The following is a 15,577-nucleotide window of genomic DNA, read 5'->3' as shown; positions in this document are numbered from 1 at the left end:
CGATTTGGGGATTGGGAGAAAATATTGTCGGCGGACGGGTCAATCCGGATGAATTTTACGTCTTCAAACCGACGCTCAAAGAGGGTAAATTAACCATTCTCAAACGTCAAATCGGTTCTAAAGCCCTAACAATGCATTACGATGATCGCCATCATACGATCAATCTCTCCACTCCGAAAGAGTTGCAGGAGTCTTTCTCAATTACCGATGAGGAAGTGGCGACACTGGCACGCTATGCCCTCAGTATCGAAGAGCATTACACGGCAATCGCGGGAGAATACCGTCCGATGGATATCGAGTGGGCAAAAGACGGGCAAAGCGGTGAACTTTACATCGTTCAGGCACGTCCGGAGACGGTACAAAGTCAAAAACAAAACGATAATTTTTTTGAGCAGTACCACCTCAAGAGCGGAATAGAACCGAAAATCCTCCTCAGCGGAAAAGCGATCGGCGAGAAAATCGGCTCAGGCCATGTCAAAATCATCCATTCTCCCCATGAGAGTGACCGTTTTAATGCCGGAGATGTTCTCGTTGCCGATATCACCGACCCCGATTGGGAACCGATCATGAAAAAAGCCTCTGCTGTCATCACCAACCGCGGAGGACGAACCTGCCATGCCGCGATCGTAGCACGCGAGATCGGTGTTCCGGCGATTGTCGGGACGGTGAATGCAACCGACGTATTTCACGATGGGGATGCCGTGACGGTGAGTTGCGCGGATGGGGAGAACGGTCTTGTCTATGAGGGGTTGTTGGAGTATGACGTGAGCAGAATCGATCTGGGGAATCTCACTTCGACCAAGACGAAGCTCTATATGAACGTCGGTAATCCCGATATTGCCTTTAAAGTGGCCAAACTCCCGAATGACGGAGTCGGGCTCGCACGGATGGAGTTTATCATCACCCATTATGTGAACGCACATCCGATGGCTTTAGTCGAACTCTCCCTAGGAAAACCGATTCTCGAGAGCGCTGAGGTGCACAAGGCGATGAAAGGGTATAGCGATCCTAAAAAGTTTTTCATCGATAAAATCGCCGAGGGGGTAGGAATGATTGCGGCAGCTTTTTACCCCAAACCCGTTGTAGTCCGTACGACGGATTTCAAATCCAATGAGTATAAACACATGATCGGCGGAAGCGCCTATGAAAACGATGAAGAGAACCCGATGATCGGGTTTCGGGGTGCCAGCCGCTATTATTCTCCAGAGTATAAACCGGCATTTGAGTGGGAGTGCGAAGCACTGAAACGGGTACGAGATGATATGGGGCTTACCAATGTCAAAGTGATGCTCCCCTTCGTCCGTACGCCGGAAGAGGGACGAAAAGCGATTGCCGTGATGAATGAAGCAGGGTTAGTGCAGGGTGAAAATGATTTGGAGATATACGCCATGTGCGAAATCCCCTCTAACGTCATCCTCGCGGATCAATTCTTGGAAATTTTTGACGGATACAGCATCGGATCGAATGATTTGACACAGCTTACCCTCGGAGTCGACCGCGACAGCGCACTGGTCTCCGCCGTGTTTGACGAACGCAATGAGGCCGTGACACGTATGCTCTCCATGGCGATCCGTGCGTGCAAAGAGCGGGATAAATACATCGGTATCTGCGGTCAGGCACCATCGGATTATCCTGAAATCACCCGATTTTTAGTCAATGAGGGGATCGATTCGATCTCTCTCAATCCCGATTCATTGCTTAAAATGCGACAGGTTGTGAGTGAGCTGGAAAACAGCTAAAACTTACAGCTCACACGCGGAATTTTGGTTGTTTAACCCTTGCTTCTCGATTGTAAAATCTAGGGAGTTTTTCTCGACTTTGAGGATATACATCGAGTCAAAATCGTCGCTTTCCCATTCGGGTACATCGATTTTGACCTTTTTTGACTTCGCAATTTTTTGAATGATCTTGTCGATATTATGATGTTCCCATGCTATTACTAGAAGGTCGTTTTTGTATTTGTGTTTCAGCAACAAATCTGCCATACAATCGATATCGTCATATCCGCACGTCAGATCAATATTTTTTGATATTCGTATCGCCAACGGTTCGATGGTGGCGAGCGGACGGAGGTAGTTATACGATATCCCTTTGTCCGGTTTTTGGACGGTCGGATTTGGAGCTATCAGATAGTCGGGTTCTCCGAAACGTTTGATAATTGTCTCGGGAAGTCTGAGAGAACGGTTAAGCCCTTTGCACGAGAGTTGACCTAATCCATCCGCTGGCTTTTCCGCATGTCGGATAAAAACCATCGTTTCGGTGCCGAAAAGTGCGGTGCTTGTTATTATGAATAGTAAAAGCAGTGAAAAAGGGTTACGTATCATCAATATCCTATGAAATCAAGGTGTAGCCGCCTATTATAGCACCGATAGCACTCAGGATCAAAGAACCGAGCCAAAACTTTTTATTCCGAGTGAGGGCTGAGATGGAAGCGACCGCGATTGATATCTGTAAAAAGGTGATGGCAAAGCTCAGAATATGATGTTTTTCATAATAGTGTTCGCTTTCAGCCGATTTTTGATCGCGTATCGCCTCTAAACGATGGGCATCCTGTTTGATTTTTTCCTGCTCTTTTTTATATTTTTCGGCTTTTTTTGCAAACTCCTCGGATTGTTTCGGATAGACTTCGGCACTCACTTCATAGATATGCCCTTTGATCCCTTTGGATTGGTAATAGCTCCATTGATCCGATGCCTGTCCCTGATACAAAACGGCCTCATTTTTGAGGAGGATTGTTTTAGCGGTGACTTGGGACTCATAGAGTCCTGCCAATGCGGTTACAATTGCAATAATCGCGGTACTGAGTGAAATATATGAGAGCCATTTGGACTCTTCTTTTTCCAAGTGTTTTACCTCTTCCATTGCCTCTTCGACTTGTTTTAAATGCTCTTCGATAGCGGTTGATTCCATTGTGTATACCTTTATTTTATGGAGAAAAATCCAATTTCTTTTTGATGAGCGGCATTCTAATGAGTGCTGTATGAAGTTAGTGTGAAGATATTCGGTATTCTTTCATTACGAAGGTAGGAGTCTCGGTTTATCCGATTTACGGCACAACTGCTTTATAATGGCATGCAATGTAAAGAAAAAATGGAGAAGAAACATGGGAATAAGCAAGAAAATAATGGTCAGTTTTTTCTTCTTATTCTTTTCTTCTATTTATGTCTGGGCAGATGTATCTGCCGTATCCGATGTACAGCCTGCGAGTTCATTTTCATCATCGGTTGCAGCTGAGATATGCCAATCATTGAAAAATACCAATCCATCTTTTCAAATCGGTTCGCAGAGTGAAATGACAAGCACGGGAGAAACGCTTAGGTCTTTTTATAAAGATTCACAATGTTCCCCTGTTTGGAGTCATGAGAACAGCATTGATTCTGACGCGATACTTTTGGTATATGCTCTTCGGGATTCTCAATATGAGGGACTGAACAGTTCCGATCCGCGCTATAACCTTGAAAGTCTGATCGCTCTTATAAATACCATCCAATCCGATGCTGCTGCCAAGAATAATCCGAAAATATTTGCAAAATTGGATGTTTTGCTGAGTGATGCGTATTTTGTGCTTGGGAAAGATTTGTATTACGGTTTAACGCCGCGCAAAACGGTTACAGGTCAATGGAAAATAGATCCAAAAAAATCACTCAACCTGCCGCTTTATCTTGAAAATGCCCTTGCAAATAATACGCTTGAGGAGTCTATCAAGGATCTTTCTCCCTCTGAATCCGGTTATCACGCTCTGAAAAATCTGCTGCTGAAATATTATAAGCTGCAAGAAGCGGGAGGATGGAAAGAGGTCGCATCCTCTGATACCCCAGAAGAGATCAAAGAGCGGCTGAGAATCGAGGGATATCTAGGTGCAGATGAGGATTCTGAGAATGGATATTTGGATGCACTCAAAAATTTTCAAAAACATCATGGGATCAAAGCGGACGGAGTTATCGGGAATGAGACACTCTCTAGACTAAATGTATCGGTGGATGAGAAGATTTTGTCAATCCGATTGAATATGGAACGATGGCGATGGATGCCCGCAGAGATGGAGGATTCCTATATTTCGGTCAATATCCCTGATTTTTCACTCAGAGTGATCGAGAATAATGAGAGTGTAGTGCAAATGAAAGCAGTCGTCGGAAAGGATGAACGTCCGACTCCGATTTTTAATGCGATGATGAGCTATATCGTGATTAATCCGTACTGGAGTGTACCCCCTACGATTGTGAGAGAAGATCTTGTTCCGGCAGCGCGTAAAAATATCAGCTATTTTAAAAAGAATAATATACGAATCTTTAAAAATGGGAGCAATGACGTTAAGAACGAGATTGACCCCTCCAGCATTGATTGGAAACATATCAATGCGAATGCTTCTCCCTATGTTTTCAGACAGGATTCGGGAGATAAAAATGCACTGGGCAGGATCAAATTTATCTTTCCCAACCCCTATGATGTCTATATCCATGATACGCCTCATAAGAATCTTTTTGAACGTCATGAGAGAAATTTCAGTTCAGGATGCATCCGTATCCAGGAACCGGTCAAACTTGCAAATTATCTGTTGAACCGAGAGATAAACGGTTCGGCAGATAGAAATGTCTCTGCACTTATCGCTGCAAATAAAAAGAAAACGATTCCGCTTTCCAAGAAAATAAGGGTGTATATCAATTATTGGACAGCATGGGTAAATGATGAAGGAAATGCAGAGTTTCGTGACGATTTATACGGCTATGACGGGGAATTGGCGGATATTTTGGGATGGCGATAGGCGTGTGAAGTTTTTGGCTGTTTAAAAACTTATGGTAAACTACACAAATATTTATGATACGTATAAAAGAAAGAGGGAATATGGATAGAGAACAGATGATGAACCGTAGGGATTTTTTGAAAATTGCCGCAATGGCATCAACTGTCGCTCTCTTTCCTAACACCGCTTTCGCAAGCCGAGAAATACCTTCTGCGAAATCCATTTCTTTATACAATATTCATACCGGCGAAAAGCTCGAAACGACATTTTGGGCGGATGGGGCGTATATCCCTGAAGCCGTAGCGGATCTGAATCATTTGCTTAGAGATTACAGAAACGATTCCGCAACACAGATGAATACCGATCTTTTCGATCTACTCCACACTATCCGTACGAATATGGGAAGCAATGAGCCTTTCCAAATTATTTCAGGCTATCGTTCACCGCAAACCAACGCAATGCTCAGAAGCCAATCTTCGGGAGTTGCCAAACACAGTCTTCATATGGAAGGCAAAGCAATCGATATTAATCTCCCAGGCCGAAATCTCGCTGATCTGAGAAAAGTCGCAATGGGGCTTGGACGCGGGGGAGTCGGATATTATCCTAGTTCCAATTTTGTTCATGTCGATGTCGGCAGAGTCAGACACTGGTAATCGTTTTATTTCCCCTATAATTGACTCTATCTGAAGATTAATTCCACTTCTTTATCGCAAACAATCTATTAACTCTTTTAGCTATACTGCGACAATTTATCTGAAGTGATCCGTTATGAATTTAGTTTCCAAAAATGCTCCCGTAGAAGTCTCCATTAAACGTATGCAGAACATATTAAACGAGATGGGCTGCGCAGTCACCTACTCAAGTGAAAAGCATCCTCTCAATCACTGTTATTCGCTCAATCTCGCTTCGGTTGAGGCTCCTAAACACATTTATTCCAATGGAAAAGGGGTCTTTTCAGAGGCCTCTACTGCCAGTGCACTGGGCGAATACATCGAACGGCTTCAGACCAATAATTTCTTTATCGATTTTCATCTCCCTGAACGAAAATATTATCCCGATGAGGTGGCGTTTGATTTTGAAGGGGGATATCTCACATCTCAGTTGATGGAGGTTTATGATCCGAATCATGAGCTGAGTCAGGATGAACTGCTCGATTTTAACAGCGATTATGAAGATAAAATCGTCGCGTTGCCGTTTACAAAACTCTCCGGTGATGAAGTTGTCTATTTCCCTCTTAATATTCTCAGCAATCTCTACGTCAGCAATGGGCTTGCGACGGGAAATACTCCCCAAGAAGCTCAGGTGCAGTCGATGAGTGAGATTTTGGAACGGTATGCGAAAATCGAGATCATTAAAAACGGCTATTCATTGCCTCATTATGAAGATGCATTTTTGCAGCAGTTTGAACGCCTTTACGGCGATTTGATGAAACTGCGGGAATTGGGATATATCGTCAATGTTCTGGATGCTTCGCTGGGAGGAAAATATCCGGTGACTGCGATATCGTTTATCAATCCGGCCAATGCGACACTCTTTGTCTCCTTCGGGGCCCATCCGATTTTGGAAGTCTCTCTGGAGCGGACGATGACGGAACTGATGCAGGGACGCGGGTTGGAGAATTTGGAAAGCTTTGAGGTCCCGACGTTTGATATGTCGCTGGTTTCGGAGAGTTTTAATCTCGAATCGCATTTTATCGATTCCAACGGCAAGATGGGGATTCAGTTTCTCAGCAGCAAAAAGAGCTTTGAATTCGCATCGTGGGACTATACGGGATCGAGCACGGCAGAAGAATTTGCTTATCTTTCAGGGATATTTGCTTCGATGGGCAAAGAACTCTATATCCGCGAATACGATTATCTGGATATGTATTCGTGTCAGATTATCGTCCCTGGAGTCTCAGAGGTCTACCCGATCGACGATCTGATCTACAACAACCGAAACCGCGGTAAAGCGTATCGGGAAGCGATTTTAAACTTTGCTGATTATGATCCGGACACGGTACTCGATGAGATCGAAGCACTCGAAGATCATCTGAATGTCGAGAAATTCATCGGGGTGATTTTCGAGGAGAACTTTACGATCGGAGAGCTCAAAGCACAGCTGCATCTCATGTTAGGGAATATCGATGAAGCGGTGAGTTATTTGGAATTTAGCACGAATACCATGAGTGTTCTGGTCGCAGAATTAATCCGGATGGAGGAGCTCGGTCTAGAGTTTAGCGATTTTTCTCAGGCATTGTACGATCTTTATACGCGTGAGCGGGTCGATAAAGCGGTAGGGATACTCAACGGAGAACAATTTTTAGTGCATCCTGCCCTGCATCGAGACTATTATAATATGCTGGATATGTACGATCGGCTGGAAGTGAAAAAAGGGATTTATCCACACTCAGAGGAAAAATGCATTTAGATCTTACCCAAGGTGCAATCAATGTCCAGATAAAAAAGCTGGCACTTCCTGCGAGTGTCGGTTTCTTTTTTCATACGATGTATAACGTCACCGATACCTATTTCGCAGGCTTGATATCGACTCAGGCTCTTTCCGCACTTACCCTTTCATTTTCCGTTTTTTTTATGATGCTGGCGATTGCCGGAGGAATGAGTGAGGCCGTTACGGCACTGGTCGGAAATGCATTGGGAAGAAAAGATACCAAACAAGCGGTGCATATTGCGTTAAATGCTTTATTTTTCGGCTTTTTTCTCTCGTTTGTATTGACGTTTGCGGGTGTTTTGACGACACCGTATCTGATGATGCTTTTGGGTGCGCATGGTGCGTATTTGGAAGAATCTTTGGCCTATATCAACGTCATTTTGTACGGCTCCGCTTTTTTTGTTTTCAGCTGGTTTATCAATGCCCTTTTAAATGCGGTAGGCGATACCGTTTCGTTTCGGAATATTTTGATCGTCTCTTCCATTTTGAACATCGTCTTGGATTATTGGTTTGTTTTTGGAGGATTAGGAGTTAAACCTCTAGGGGTAGGGGGGATCTCTTCGGCTACGGTGGTGACAGAACTGATTACGGCACTCTATCTGTTTTATAAGCTCACAAAAATACCTCTGCTGCACGGTTATAAAGAATTTACCGTTGATACTGCCGTTTTTAAAGAATTGATTACCCAAGGACTCCCGCCGAGTGCGAATATGGTTCTGATGGCAGCCGGTATCTTCATCATCACTTATTTTGCAGCGCCTTTCGGACAGGAAGTGGTTGCCGCTTTCGGAATCGGTATGCGGATAGAACAGATTATCCTGATGCCGACCATCGGGTTGAATGTTGCCGTTCTCGCTATTGTTGCTCAAAACAACGGGGCAGGGCACTATGAACGGATCGAAGAGACGCTGAAAACCGCACTCTATTACGGGGGAATCGTCTCTTTGGGAGGAATGGTGTTGTTACTGGTCGGCGCTGAGGGGTTTATGCATGTATTCAGCAATGATGCAAAAGTGATTGCCCAAGGGGCCCTCTATCTGCGGGTAGAAGCGTTTATACTCTTCTCGTTTGTCGTGATATTTGTCCATCTCGCGATGCTTCAGGGTATTGCTAAACCGAATTTTATTTTTACGATCTCTATTTTCAGACAAGTCATCGCACCGCTGCTTTTGCTGAGTCTGGTGTCGTTTTTAGGATTGGGCGTTTTGTGGGTGTGGTTGAGTATCGCACTGATCGTCACTTTTTCCGCATTCGTAACCTGGCGTTACAGTCGAGGAAAGCTCAGAGCAGTTTCAATGAACAGGAATTTTTAGAATTCTTGTGACGTCATTTTATTTTTGATTATCTCTTCCAATCTGCTGATACTGTCAACTTTCTCTTCAATAAGATGGAAAGTATGGAGTGTTAACGTAATATCTTTTCCTTTTAAAAGTTTGGCCATGATCGGAGTTGTTGGCGAAAGATCGAGATAGTCTTGGCTTAAAATGATAAACGTATCTCCGAATATACGGTAGATGTGATGATGTATAAACCGACTTTTTAATGTTTCACCAAAATTTTCGAGTAATTTGTCCCCATTATGCCAGCCATTTTCACGATTATAAACGGTGAGATTTTCGAGTGTAATGACGGTTGCATAACGGTATTCAAGAGAATGTTGATTAATTTTTAGGATCGATTCCAATGCCCAGTGATTATTGAGACCTGTCAGTTGGTCTTTCAGATAGTAGGCGAACCGTTCCTCTTCCATGATATTTTTTGGGAATTGATCGGTTGCGCTTATGATAACATGACGTAACACGATAATCGCAGCATCAACAACATCCGGATCAAACTGTGATCCCTTGAGCAGTTCGATTTCTTTTAGCGCTTCATCAACACTTTTTCTCGGTTTATAGATACGATCGGTTGTCATGGCATCAAACGCGTCGGCAACAATCATGATACGGGAAAGCGGTGGAATTTGCTCACCTGAAAGTCTTTGAGGATATCCTTCTCCGTCGAAGCGTTCATGGTGATAGCGCATGATCTCGGCGAGTTCCTTGTACATCTCGACTTTGGATAAGAGCTCATATCCCGCAGTGAGATGGTAATTGATCAGCTCTTTTTCAGTTGGGGTAAGTTTTTCGGGTTTGAGCAATATAGAATCCGGGATTGCGATTTTTCCTACGTCATGCAAGATAGCCGCCTCTTTGATTTTATTAACTAAAGATTCATCATGATACATTGCTCTTGTGATGATTTCACAGTAATGAGCTACTCTTTGGGAATGTCCTGCAGTATAGGAGTCCCGTTTATCGATCAAATCAATAACGAGGGAAATCATACTTTGATAATTTTTGATTTTTTCAACCTCGATTGAATGAAGCTGAAGCGATTTTTTTTCCATTGTTTTGGAAAAAGCAATGATAACTCCACTGACCAGCAACCATATTAGAAAGAACCATGTATATGCATTGATTAAGGCGTGTCGAGTCATATCGGCAAACGCTTTTAACGGGACCGAGATTGAAATTCCGCCTCGTATATCTCCGATTTTATTATTCGACTCACTGTGACATTTGAGACAGCTTTGATCAACGAACATAGGAATCATCATGTGTACATAGCTTCCGTCTTTGTTCTCTTGAAGTTCATAAAAATCGGTTTTACCAGGATTGTTTTTGAGATATAGGAGTGCTTTTTCTTCCCATAAATCGGCTTTATTCGCAGGGTTAAGCGGTTGTAAGGACGATATTCTCGTTTTTTCTCCGTAGAGTGTTCCGTAAGTTTCCATCATTTGTCTCAAAACATATGATGAATTCATCAAGGTAAGCGACTTATCAGACGGAGTTTTGATATCTCGTTCGGGAATATGAGACAGCCACGGGCTCGGCGTGGTTTTTTTATCCGTAGGAACATATACTCCGCCATGGGAAATGACCCATTCGCGGCTGGCAAGGTCTTTATTTAGAGCTGTTTTAGCTGTATTTTTGGCAAGTTCAATAATTTCTTGAGAGTGTTCATGATAATAAAAGAGGGCTGCTATGACGACTAAAACAGTCCATCCAATCACTTTTATCCATTGTGACCGTCGATAGGCTGAAACTATATCCTGCTCTTGCATACTCTGACCTCTTTATTTCATAATCATTTTATTTAATTATAAATCAAAAAGGGATAGTTTCAGCTATTCTTTTTCTTCACTAAAAAGCTTCAGGATTTTAGAATACTCGGCAAATGCCTGTTTGTAAAGATGTTGTGTATGGTTGTTGCTCTCATACAGTTCCGTGGCACTCAATCCGCTCTCCAACGCATTTTTCAAGAGTTTTGTTCGTCGCAGGTAGGTAAACGCGAGGTTGGGAAAATGCTCATGGATTTTATCCCGAATCATCACCGCATCGTTTGGATTTTCAATCATATTGGCAAAAACCAGAATCGTTTTCTCTCTGAAGTTCTTAATAAAAATCAAACTTTTCATTATGGAATTGAGATCATTCGTCGTCGGCAGAATAATAATGTCCGATTCCCTGAGTATTTCATTGGCATGCGGGTTTTCAAATCCTCCGAAATCATAAACGGTATCAGGATAAAGGGGAATTTTATTCGGATAATAACGGGCATTTTTATATTTGTTGAGGACGACCGACATATCGTTCGTCGCATAGCGGTAGCGAAGATCTTTTGCAAGTGAGAAGGCGAGAGAAGTCTTACCCACTCCCCCTTTGGTAGAAGCAACAGAGATGATCGCCATGGTTATCCTCTAATTTTTTGGAAATAGTAGCATAAAACGTAAATTTGATCTCAAATTATAGCAATTATGACCTATTTAGAGTTCAAATTTCTACAACCATAGTAAATCACTATGAATTGTATAGTATTTTAAAGTCCGTAAAATAGGGGTTTAAAAGCGATAGTGAAAATAAATACTACTAAATAAGTAGAATTACTTGACAATGAAAAAATATCCTCCTATAATTTCTCAAATCTAAAAAATGAATGAGCATTCATTTAGTGTGAATCTCATCCGCGAAAGGAGTGAACAATGAAAATTGCAGCCAATGTTACGGAGTTGATCGGAAATACGCCGCTCATTACGTTAAATCATTTTTCAAAAGGATCGACAGCGATTATCGGAAAATGCGAGTTTATGAATCCTTCGGGTTCGGTTAAAGACCGAATCGGGTGCAATATGATCCTCCAAGCTCTGCAACGCGGTGAGATCACAGAAGAGAGTGTCATTATCGAGCCTACAAGCGGAAATACCGGAATCGCTCTGGCGAGTGTCGCTGCGAGTCTCGGCTTGAAACTGATACTGACAATGCCGAGTTCCATGAGTTTGGAGCGAAGACGTCTTTTAGCGGCACTGGGTGCACAGATTATTTTGACCGAACCCGAAAAAGGGATGGGCGGAGCGGTTGTAAAAGCGATTGAATTGGGATCCTCCATTCCGGGTGCGGTTGTTTTACAGCAGTTCAATAACGCTGATAACCCTCAAATCCACCGTCAAACTACGGCGGAAGAGATTTGGAGAGATACAGAAGGGAAAATCGATATTTTTGTTGCGGCTATCGGAACAGGCGGAACGATTACCGGAGTAGGGGAAATACTCAAAGGGTACAACCCGAATATTCAAATCATTGCGGTTGAGCCGGATGCATCGGCAGTCCTTTCGGGTGAACCTGCAGGTCCGCATAAGATTCAAGGTATCGGGGCCGGATTTGTCCCTAAAGTGCTTAATCGTGAAATCTACGATGAGCTTGTTCGGATAAGCAACGCGGAAGCGATGGAAACCGCCAGAACGATTGCTAAAAAAGAGGGGCTGTTGGTCGGTATTTCTTCCGGAGCCAATGTCGCAGCAGCTGAGAAAATCGCGGCACGGGCTGAAAATAAAGGGAAAACGATTGTAACGATTCTATGCGATACGGGGGAACGCTATTTGAGTACAGAGCTGTACGAATACCCGCCCGAGCACGTATGATGGAAGAGAAAAGCAGGATAACCATGCAAGAGAAACACTATCGCAGCATTATCAAAGCCGTCTCGTGGCGAACGGTCGGAACGATCGATACGATGGTCGTCTCTTTTTTTGTTACAGGCAATCTCGTCATGGCGATTTCGATCGGATCGGTCGAAGTCTTGACCAAGATGGTTCTGTACTATTTTCATGAAAGAGCGTGGAACAAGACAAATTTCGGAAGATTAAAAGTTGTCGAAAACGATTATCAGATTTAGGGTAAAGAGATGAAAGAAGAATTTAAATTATTAAATGAGTGGTTTACGGATGTATCGTCTGAAACGGTATTGACCCATTTTTTACAGACTTATAAAGGGCGTATTGCGTTGGCTTCGAGCTATGGTGCGGAAGATCAGGTTCTGACCGACATGATCGTCAAAATTGACCCTATGGTAAAGATATTTACCCTTGATACGGGACGTCTGCACGAAGAGACATACGCTGTGATGGATCAGACCAATAAAAAGTACGGGATCAAAGTGGAAGTCTACTGTCCGCTGCAGAGTGAAGTAGAGAATCTCTATCAAATGCAGGGGATAAACGGATTTAGAGAGAGTGTTGAAAACCGAAAAATGTGTTGTCATGTTCGCAAAATGGAGCCACTTCGCCGAGCACTGGATGGACTTGATGTATGGATTACAGGGTTGCGCCGCGCTCAGTCTCCGACACGTGAGACGATGCAGCTCATTGAATGGGATGAAGCCAACGGTTTGATTAAATTAAATCCGCTCATAGAGTGGAGTGAAGAGAAGGTTTGGGATTATATTAAAATATATAAAGTTCCTTATAACACGCTCCATACGCAAGGCTATCCGAGTATCGGATGTGCTCCATGTACGAGAGCGGTTCGGGAGGGAGAAGATATCCGCGCCGGCAGATGGTGGTGGGAAAATCCTGAACACAAGGAGTGCGGACTCCACTTAAAAGGGGAAAAACAATGAAGCTTTTACTTGCAATTTTAAAGCAGATTTGCGGAGATGATTGCGCATCGCAGCGCGAAGATTTGGCCGATTGGGCTATTTTTATTTAACATCGGACAGATGCCGGAAAAAGGTATCTGAGCGTCTTGTAAAGGAGAGACTATGATTTCACAAGAGAGAAAAACACATCTAAAGGCATTGGAAGCCGAATCGATACACATCATGCGCGAAGTGGTCGCGGAATTTGATAATCCGGCAATGCTGTATTCGATCGGCAAAGATTCATCGGTGATGCTTCATTTGGCGATCAAAGCATTTTATCCGGCAAAACTGCCGTTTCCGCTGCTGCATGTCGATACGACATGGAAGTTTAAAGAGATGATCGAATTTCGGGATAAACGGATTAAGGAACTCGGATTGACATTGCTCACGCATGTGAATCCGGACGGGATTGTACAGGGGATCAACCCTTTTATCCACGGCAGTGCGATCCATACCGACATTATGAAAACAGAAGGGTTGAAGCAGGCATTGAATTATTATGAATTCGACGCCGTTTTCGGTGGTGCACGCCGGGATGAAGAGAAAAGCCGGGCAAAAGAGAGGATCTATTCGTTCCGCGATAAAAACCATCGCTGGAATCCGAAAAATCAGCGTCCGGAACTATGGAATATCTATAACGGACGGATACATAACGGTGAGAGCATTCGGGTATTTCCCCTGTCAAACTGGACGGAACTGGATATATGGCAATACATCTATCTCGAAGAGATCCCTATCGTTCCGCTCTATTATGCAGCACCGCGTCCGGTAGTCGAACGAGACGGTGTCAAGATCATGGTAGATGATGACCGGTTCCCGCTTGCGGCGGGAGAAGTACCGAGTATTGAGAATGTCCGTTTTCGGACTTTGGGTTGTTACCCTCTGACCGGAGCGGTAGTGAGTGATGCGGTTACTCTGCCGGACATCATACAAGAGATGCTTTTAACCAAAACGAGCGAGCGTCAAGGACGTCTGATCGATGCCGACAGCTCGGGGTCAATGGAAAAGAAAAAAATTGAAGGATATTTCTAATGGCACATCAAGGCGATTTGATAGCTACCGATATCGAGGGCTATCTAAAAGAACAACAACACAAAGAGCTGCTCCGCTTTATTACCTGCGGGAGTGTCGATGATGGCAAAAGTACCCTGATCGGGCGATTGCTGCACGATTCAAAGATGATTTTCGAGGATCAGCTCGAGAGCATTAAAAATGACAGTAAAAAGTCAGGAACGACGGGTGACAAAATTGATTTGGCTCTTCTCGTCGATGGCTTGCAGAGCGAACGGGAACAGGGGATTACGATTGATGTGGCCTACCGCTATTTTTCGACCGATAAGCGCAAGTTTATCATCGCCGACACTCCGGGTCATGAACAATATACCCGTAATATGGCGACAGGGGCTTCCACGGCGGATTTGGCGATTATCCTCATCGATGCGCGATACGGAATCGTAACGCAGACTCGCCGACATTCGTACATCGTACGTCTTTTGGGAATACGCAATGTCGTAGTAGCGATCAATAAAATGGATTTGATCGATTTCGATCAGGAGGTCTTTGAGAAGATCAACACGGAGTATCACGCTTTTGCAAAAGAGCTGGGGATTCAGGGGATTTATTCCGTTCCGATGTCGGCTTTGGATGGAGACAATGTTGTCACAAAAAGTGAGCGGACTCCATGGTATGAGGGGAAGACGCTTCTGGAGATTCTCGAAGAGGTTCCTCTTGCCGCTGCAGCAGCTGATGCACAATTTCGCATGGTAGTGCAATACGTTAACCGTCCGAATCTTGATTTTAGGGGATTCGCCGGAACGGTTGCTGCCGGTACAGTTGGGGTAGGTGACACTATCACGACGTACCCATCCGCTAAACAAGCGACGATAAAATCGATTGTGACGTATGACGGTGATTTGGAATCTGCCTCGACCGGCGATGCGATAACACTGCTTTTGAACGAAGAGATCGATATCAGCCGCGGAAACGTACTGATCAAAACACATGAGAGTATTTTGCAGAACAATGCATTCAGTGCAAATTTGGTGTGGATGGATGAGGAAAAATTCCTCCCCGGGAAGAGTTATATATTTAAACGTTCGACTACCGTTACAACTGCCTATGCAGAGGGGATTGACTTTCGTGTCGATGTCAATACGCAAGAACGTCATGATGCGGAGTATTTAGGGCTCAATGATATCGGATCGGTCCGTTTAGTAGTAGCCGAGCCGATCGCATTTGATTTGTATGAAGAGAATCGAGAGATGGGGGGATTTATCCTCATCGACAAAATTACCAACAATACCGTAGCCGCCGGAATGATTACCCAAAGCACGGAAAAGGAGAGAACGGTAGCGAAAAATACCGTATCTGAATTTGAAATAGAGCTTAATGCTCTTATTCGGCGGCATTTTCCGCATTGGAATGCTGCAACAATCGTTTAAGGAAGAG

Annotated in this window: 14 protein-coding genes; 10 read left to right on the top strand and 4 right to left on the bottom strand. The window is 43.9% G+C overall.

The window, feature by feature from the left end; genetic code table 11:
* A partial coding sequence (gene ppsA / locus PHP90_RS06695) for a pyruvate, water dikinase (RefSeq protein WP_299927181.1) occupies positions 1–1,739 on the top strand: 1,739 nt, incomplete at its 5' end.
* 3 nt (positions 1,740–1,742) lie between these two features.
* Here ppsA and PHP90_RS06690 read toward each other — a convergent pair.
* Both PHP90_RS06690 and PHP90_RS06685 read right to left on the bottom strand, forming a co-directional pair.
* Positions 1,743–2,324, bottom strand: a complete 582-nt coding sequence (locus tag PHP90_RS06690) for a hypothetical protein (protein WP_299927179.1) — start codon at positions 2,322–2,324, stop codon at positions 1,743–1,745.
* A gap of 7 nt (positions 2,325–2,331) precedes the next feature.
* Positions 2,332–2,910 (bottom strand): DUF4337 family protein, encoded by a 579-nt coding sequence (locus PHP90_RS06685; RefSeq protein WP_299927177.1) that lies wholly within the window; start codon positions 2,908–2,910, stop codon positions 2,332–2,334.
* 193 nt (positions 2,911–3,103) lie between these two features.
* Here PHP90_RS06685 and PHP90_RS06680 point away from each other — a divergent pair, with 193 nt between their 5' ends.
* The 4 genes from PHP90_RS06680 (at position 3,104) to PHP90_RS06665 (ending at position 8,484) form a co-directional block, all read left to right on the top strand.
* Positions 3,104–4,762 (top strand): L,D-transpeptidase family protein, encoded by a 1,659-nt coding sequence (locus PHP90_RS06680; protein ID WP_299927175.1) that lies wholly within the window; start codon positions 3,104–3,106, stop codon positions 4,760–4,762.
* 80 nt (positions 4,763–4,842) lie between these two features.
* Positions 4,843–5,394, top strand: a complete 552-nt coding sequence (locus PHP90_RS06675; protein WP_299927173.1) for a DUF882 domain-containing protein — start codon at positions 4,843–4,845, stop codon at positions 5,392–5,394.
* A 115-nt stretch (positions 5,395–5,509) separates the two neighbouring features.
* Positions 5,510–7,150, top strand: coding sequence for a YcaO-like family protein (locus PHP90_RS06670; RefSeq protein WP_299927171.1), 1,641 nt, complete (start codon positions 5,510–5,512; stop codon positions 7,148–7,150).
* Positions 7,141–8,484 (top strand): MATE family efflux transporter, encoded by a 1,344-nt coding sequence (locus tag PHP90_RS06665; RefSeq protein WP_299927166.1) that lies wholly within the window; start codon positions 7,141–7,143, stop codon positions 8,482–8,484. The genes PHP90_RS06670 and PHP90_RS06665 overlap by 10 nt, the downstream gene beginning before the upstream one ends.
* Here the strand turns inward: PHP90_RS06665 and PHP90_RS06660 are convergent.
* Together PHP90_RS06660 and PHP90_RS06655 are read right to left on the bottom strand one after the other, a co-directional pair.
* Positions 8,481–10,277 carry an HD domain-containing phosphohydrolase gene (locus PHP90_RS06660; protein WP_299927162.1) on the bottom strand — a complete coding sequence of 599 codons (1,797 nt, stop codon included), beginning with the start codon at positions 10,275–10,277 and terminating at the stop codon, positions 8,481–8,483. The genes PHP90_RS06665 and PHP90_RS06660 overlap by 4 nt on opposite strands.
* A 63-nt stretch (positions 10,278–10,340) precedes the next feature.
* A complete protein-coding gene (locus PHP90_RS06655; protein ID WP_299927159.1) occupies positions 10,341–10,904 on the bottom strand; it encodes a hypothetical protein in 564 nt (187 codons plus the stop codon).
* A 291-nt stretch (positions 10,905–11,195) separates the two neighbouring features.
* On the opposite strand from PHP90_RS06655, the gene cysK reads away from it, so the two are divergent.
* From cysK to cysN, 5 genes are all read left to right on the top strand, one after another.
* Entirely contained in the window at positions 11,196–12,131 is a 936-nt protein-coding gene (cysK, locus tag PHP90_RS06650) for a cysteine synthase A (RefSeq protein WP_299927156.1), read from the top strand.
* A gap of 23 nt (positions 12,132–12,154) precedes the next feature.
* Positions 12,155–12,385, top strand: a complete 231-nt coding sequence (locus PHP90_RS06645; protein WP_299927153.1) for a DUF2061 domain-containing protein — start codon at positions 12,155–12,157, stop codon at positions 12,383–12,385.
* Between the two features lie 9 nt (positions 12,386–12,394).
* Positions 12,395–13,108: a phosphoadenylyl-sulfate reductase gene (locus PHP90_RS06640; protein WP_299927150.1), complete on the top strand. Its 714-nt coding sequence runs from the start codon at positions 12,395–12,397 to the stop codon at positions 13,106–13,108.
* A gap of 141 nt (positions 13,109–13,249) precedes the next feature.
* Positions 13,250–14,161: a sulfate adenylyltransferase subunit CysD gene (cysD, locus tag PHP90_RS06635; protein ID WP_299927147.1), complete on the top strand. Its 912-nt coding sequence runs from the start codon at positions 13,250–13,252 to the stop codon at positions 14,159–14,161.
* Positions 14,161–15,570, top strand: coding sequence for a sulfate adenylyltransferase subunit CysN (cysN, locus tag PHP90_RS06630; protein WP_299927144.1), 1,410 nt, complete (start codon positions 14,161–14,163; stop codon positions 15,568–15,570). The genes cysD and cysN overlap by 1 nt, the downstream gene beginning before the upstream one ends.
* The last annotated feature ends 7 nt before the right edge of the window (positions 15,571–15,577 follow it).

This window comes from Sulfuricurvum sp. (genome assembly GCF_028712165.1).
Lineage (GTDB): Bacteria > Campylobacterota > Campylobacteria > Campylobacterales > Sulfurimonadaceae > Sulfuricurvum.
This window is presented reverse-complemented; position numbering and strand designations above follow the sequence as displayed.

Excerpts from the sequence above, each read along its gene's own strand:
- PHP90_RS06690 (WP_299927179.1), bottom strand. The coding sequence starts at position 2,324 with ATGATACGTAACCCTTTTTCACTGCTTTTACTATTCATAATAACAAGC.
- PHP90_RS06685 (WP_299927177.1), bottom strand. The coding sequence starts at position 2,910 with ATGGAATCAACCGCTATCGAAGAGCATTTAAAACAAGTCGAAGAGGCA.
- PHP90_RS06680 (WP_299927175.1), top strand. The coding sequence starts at position 3,104 with ATGGGAATAAGCAAGAAAATAATGGTCAGTTTTTTCTTCTTATTCTTT.
- PHP90_RS06675 (WP_299927173.1), top strand. The coding sequence starts at position 4,843 with ATGGATAGAGAACAGATGATGAACCGTAGGGATTTTTTGAAAATTGCC.
- PHP90_RS06670 (WP_299927171.1), top strand. The coding sequence starts at position 5,510 with ATGAATTTAGTTTCCAAAAATGCTCCCGTAGAAGTCTCCATTAAACGT.
- PHP90_RS06665 (WP_299927166.1), top strand. The coding sequence starts at position 7,141 with ATGCATTTAGATCTTACCCAAGGTGCAATCAATGTCCAGATAAAAAAG.
- PHP90_RS06660 (WP_299927162.1), bottom strand. The coding sequence starts at position 10,277 with ATGCAAGAGCAGGATATAGTTTCAGCCTATCGACGGTCACAATGGATA.
- PHP90_RS06655 (WP_299927159.1), bottom strand. The coding sequence starts at position 10,904 with ATGGCGATCATCTCTGTTGCTTCTACCAAAGGGGGAGTGGGTAAGACT.
- cysK (WP_299927156.1), top strand. The coding sequence starts at position 11,196 with ATGAAAATTGCAGCCAATGTTACGGAGTTGATCGGAAATACGCCGCTC.
- PHP90_RS06645 (WP_299927153.1), top strand. The coding sequence starts at position 12,155 with ATGCAAGAGAAACACTATCGCAGCATTATCAAAGCCGTCTCGTGGCGA.
- PHP90_RS06640 (WP_299927150.1), top strand. The coding sequence starts at position 12,395 with ATGAAAGAAGAATTTAAATTATTAAATGAGTGGTTTACGGATGTATCG.
- cysD (WP_299927147.1), top strand. The coding sequence starts at position 13,250 with ATGATTTCACAAGAGAGAAAAACACATCTAAAGGCATTGGAAGCCGAA.
- cysN (WP_299927144.1), top strand. The coding sequence starts at position 14,161 with ATGGCACATCAAGGCGATTTGATAGCTACCGATATCGAGGGCTATCTA.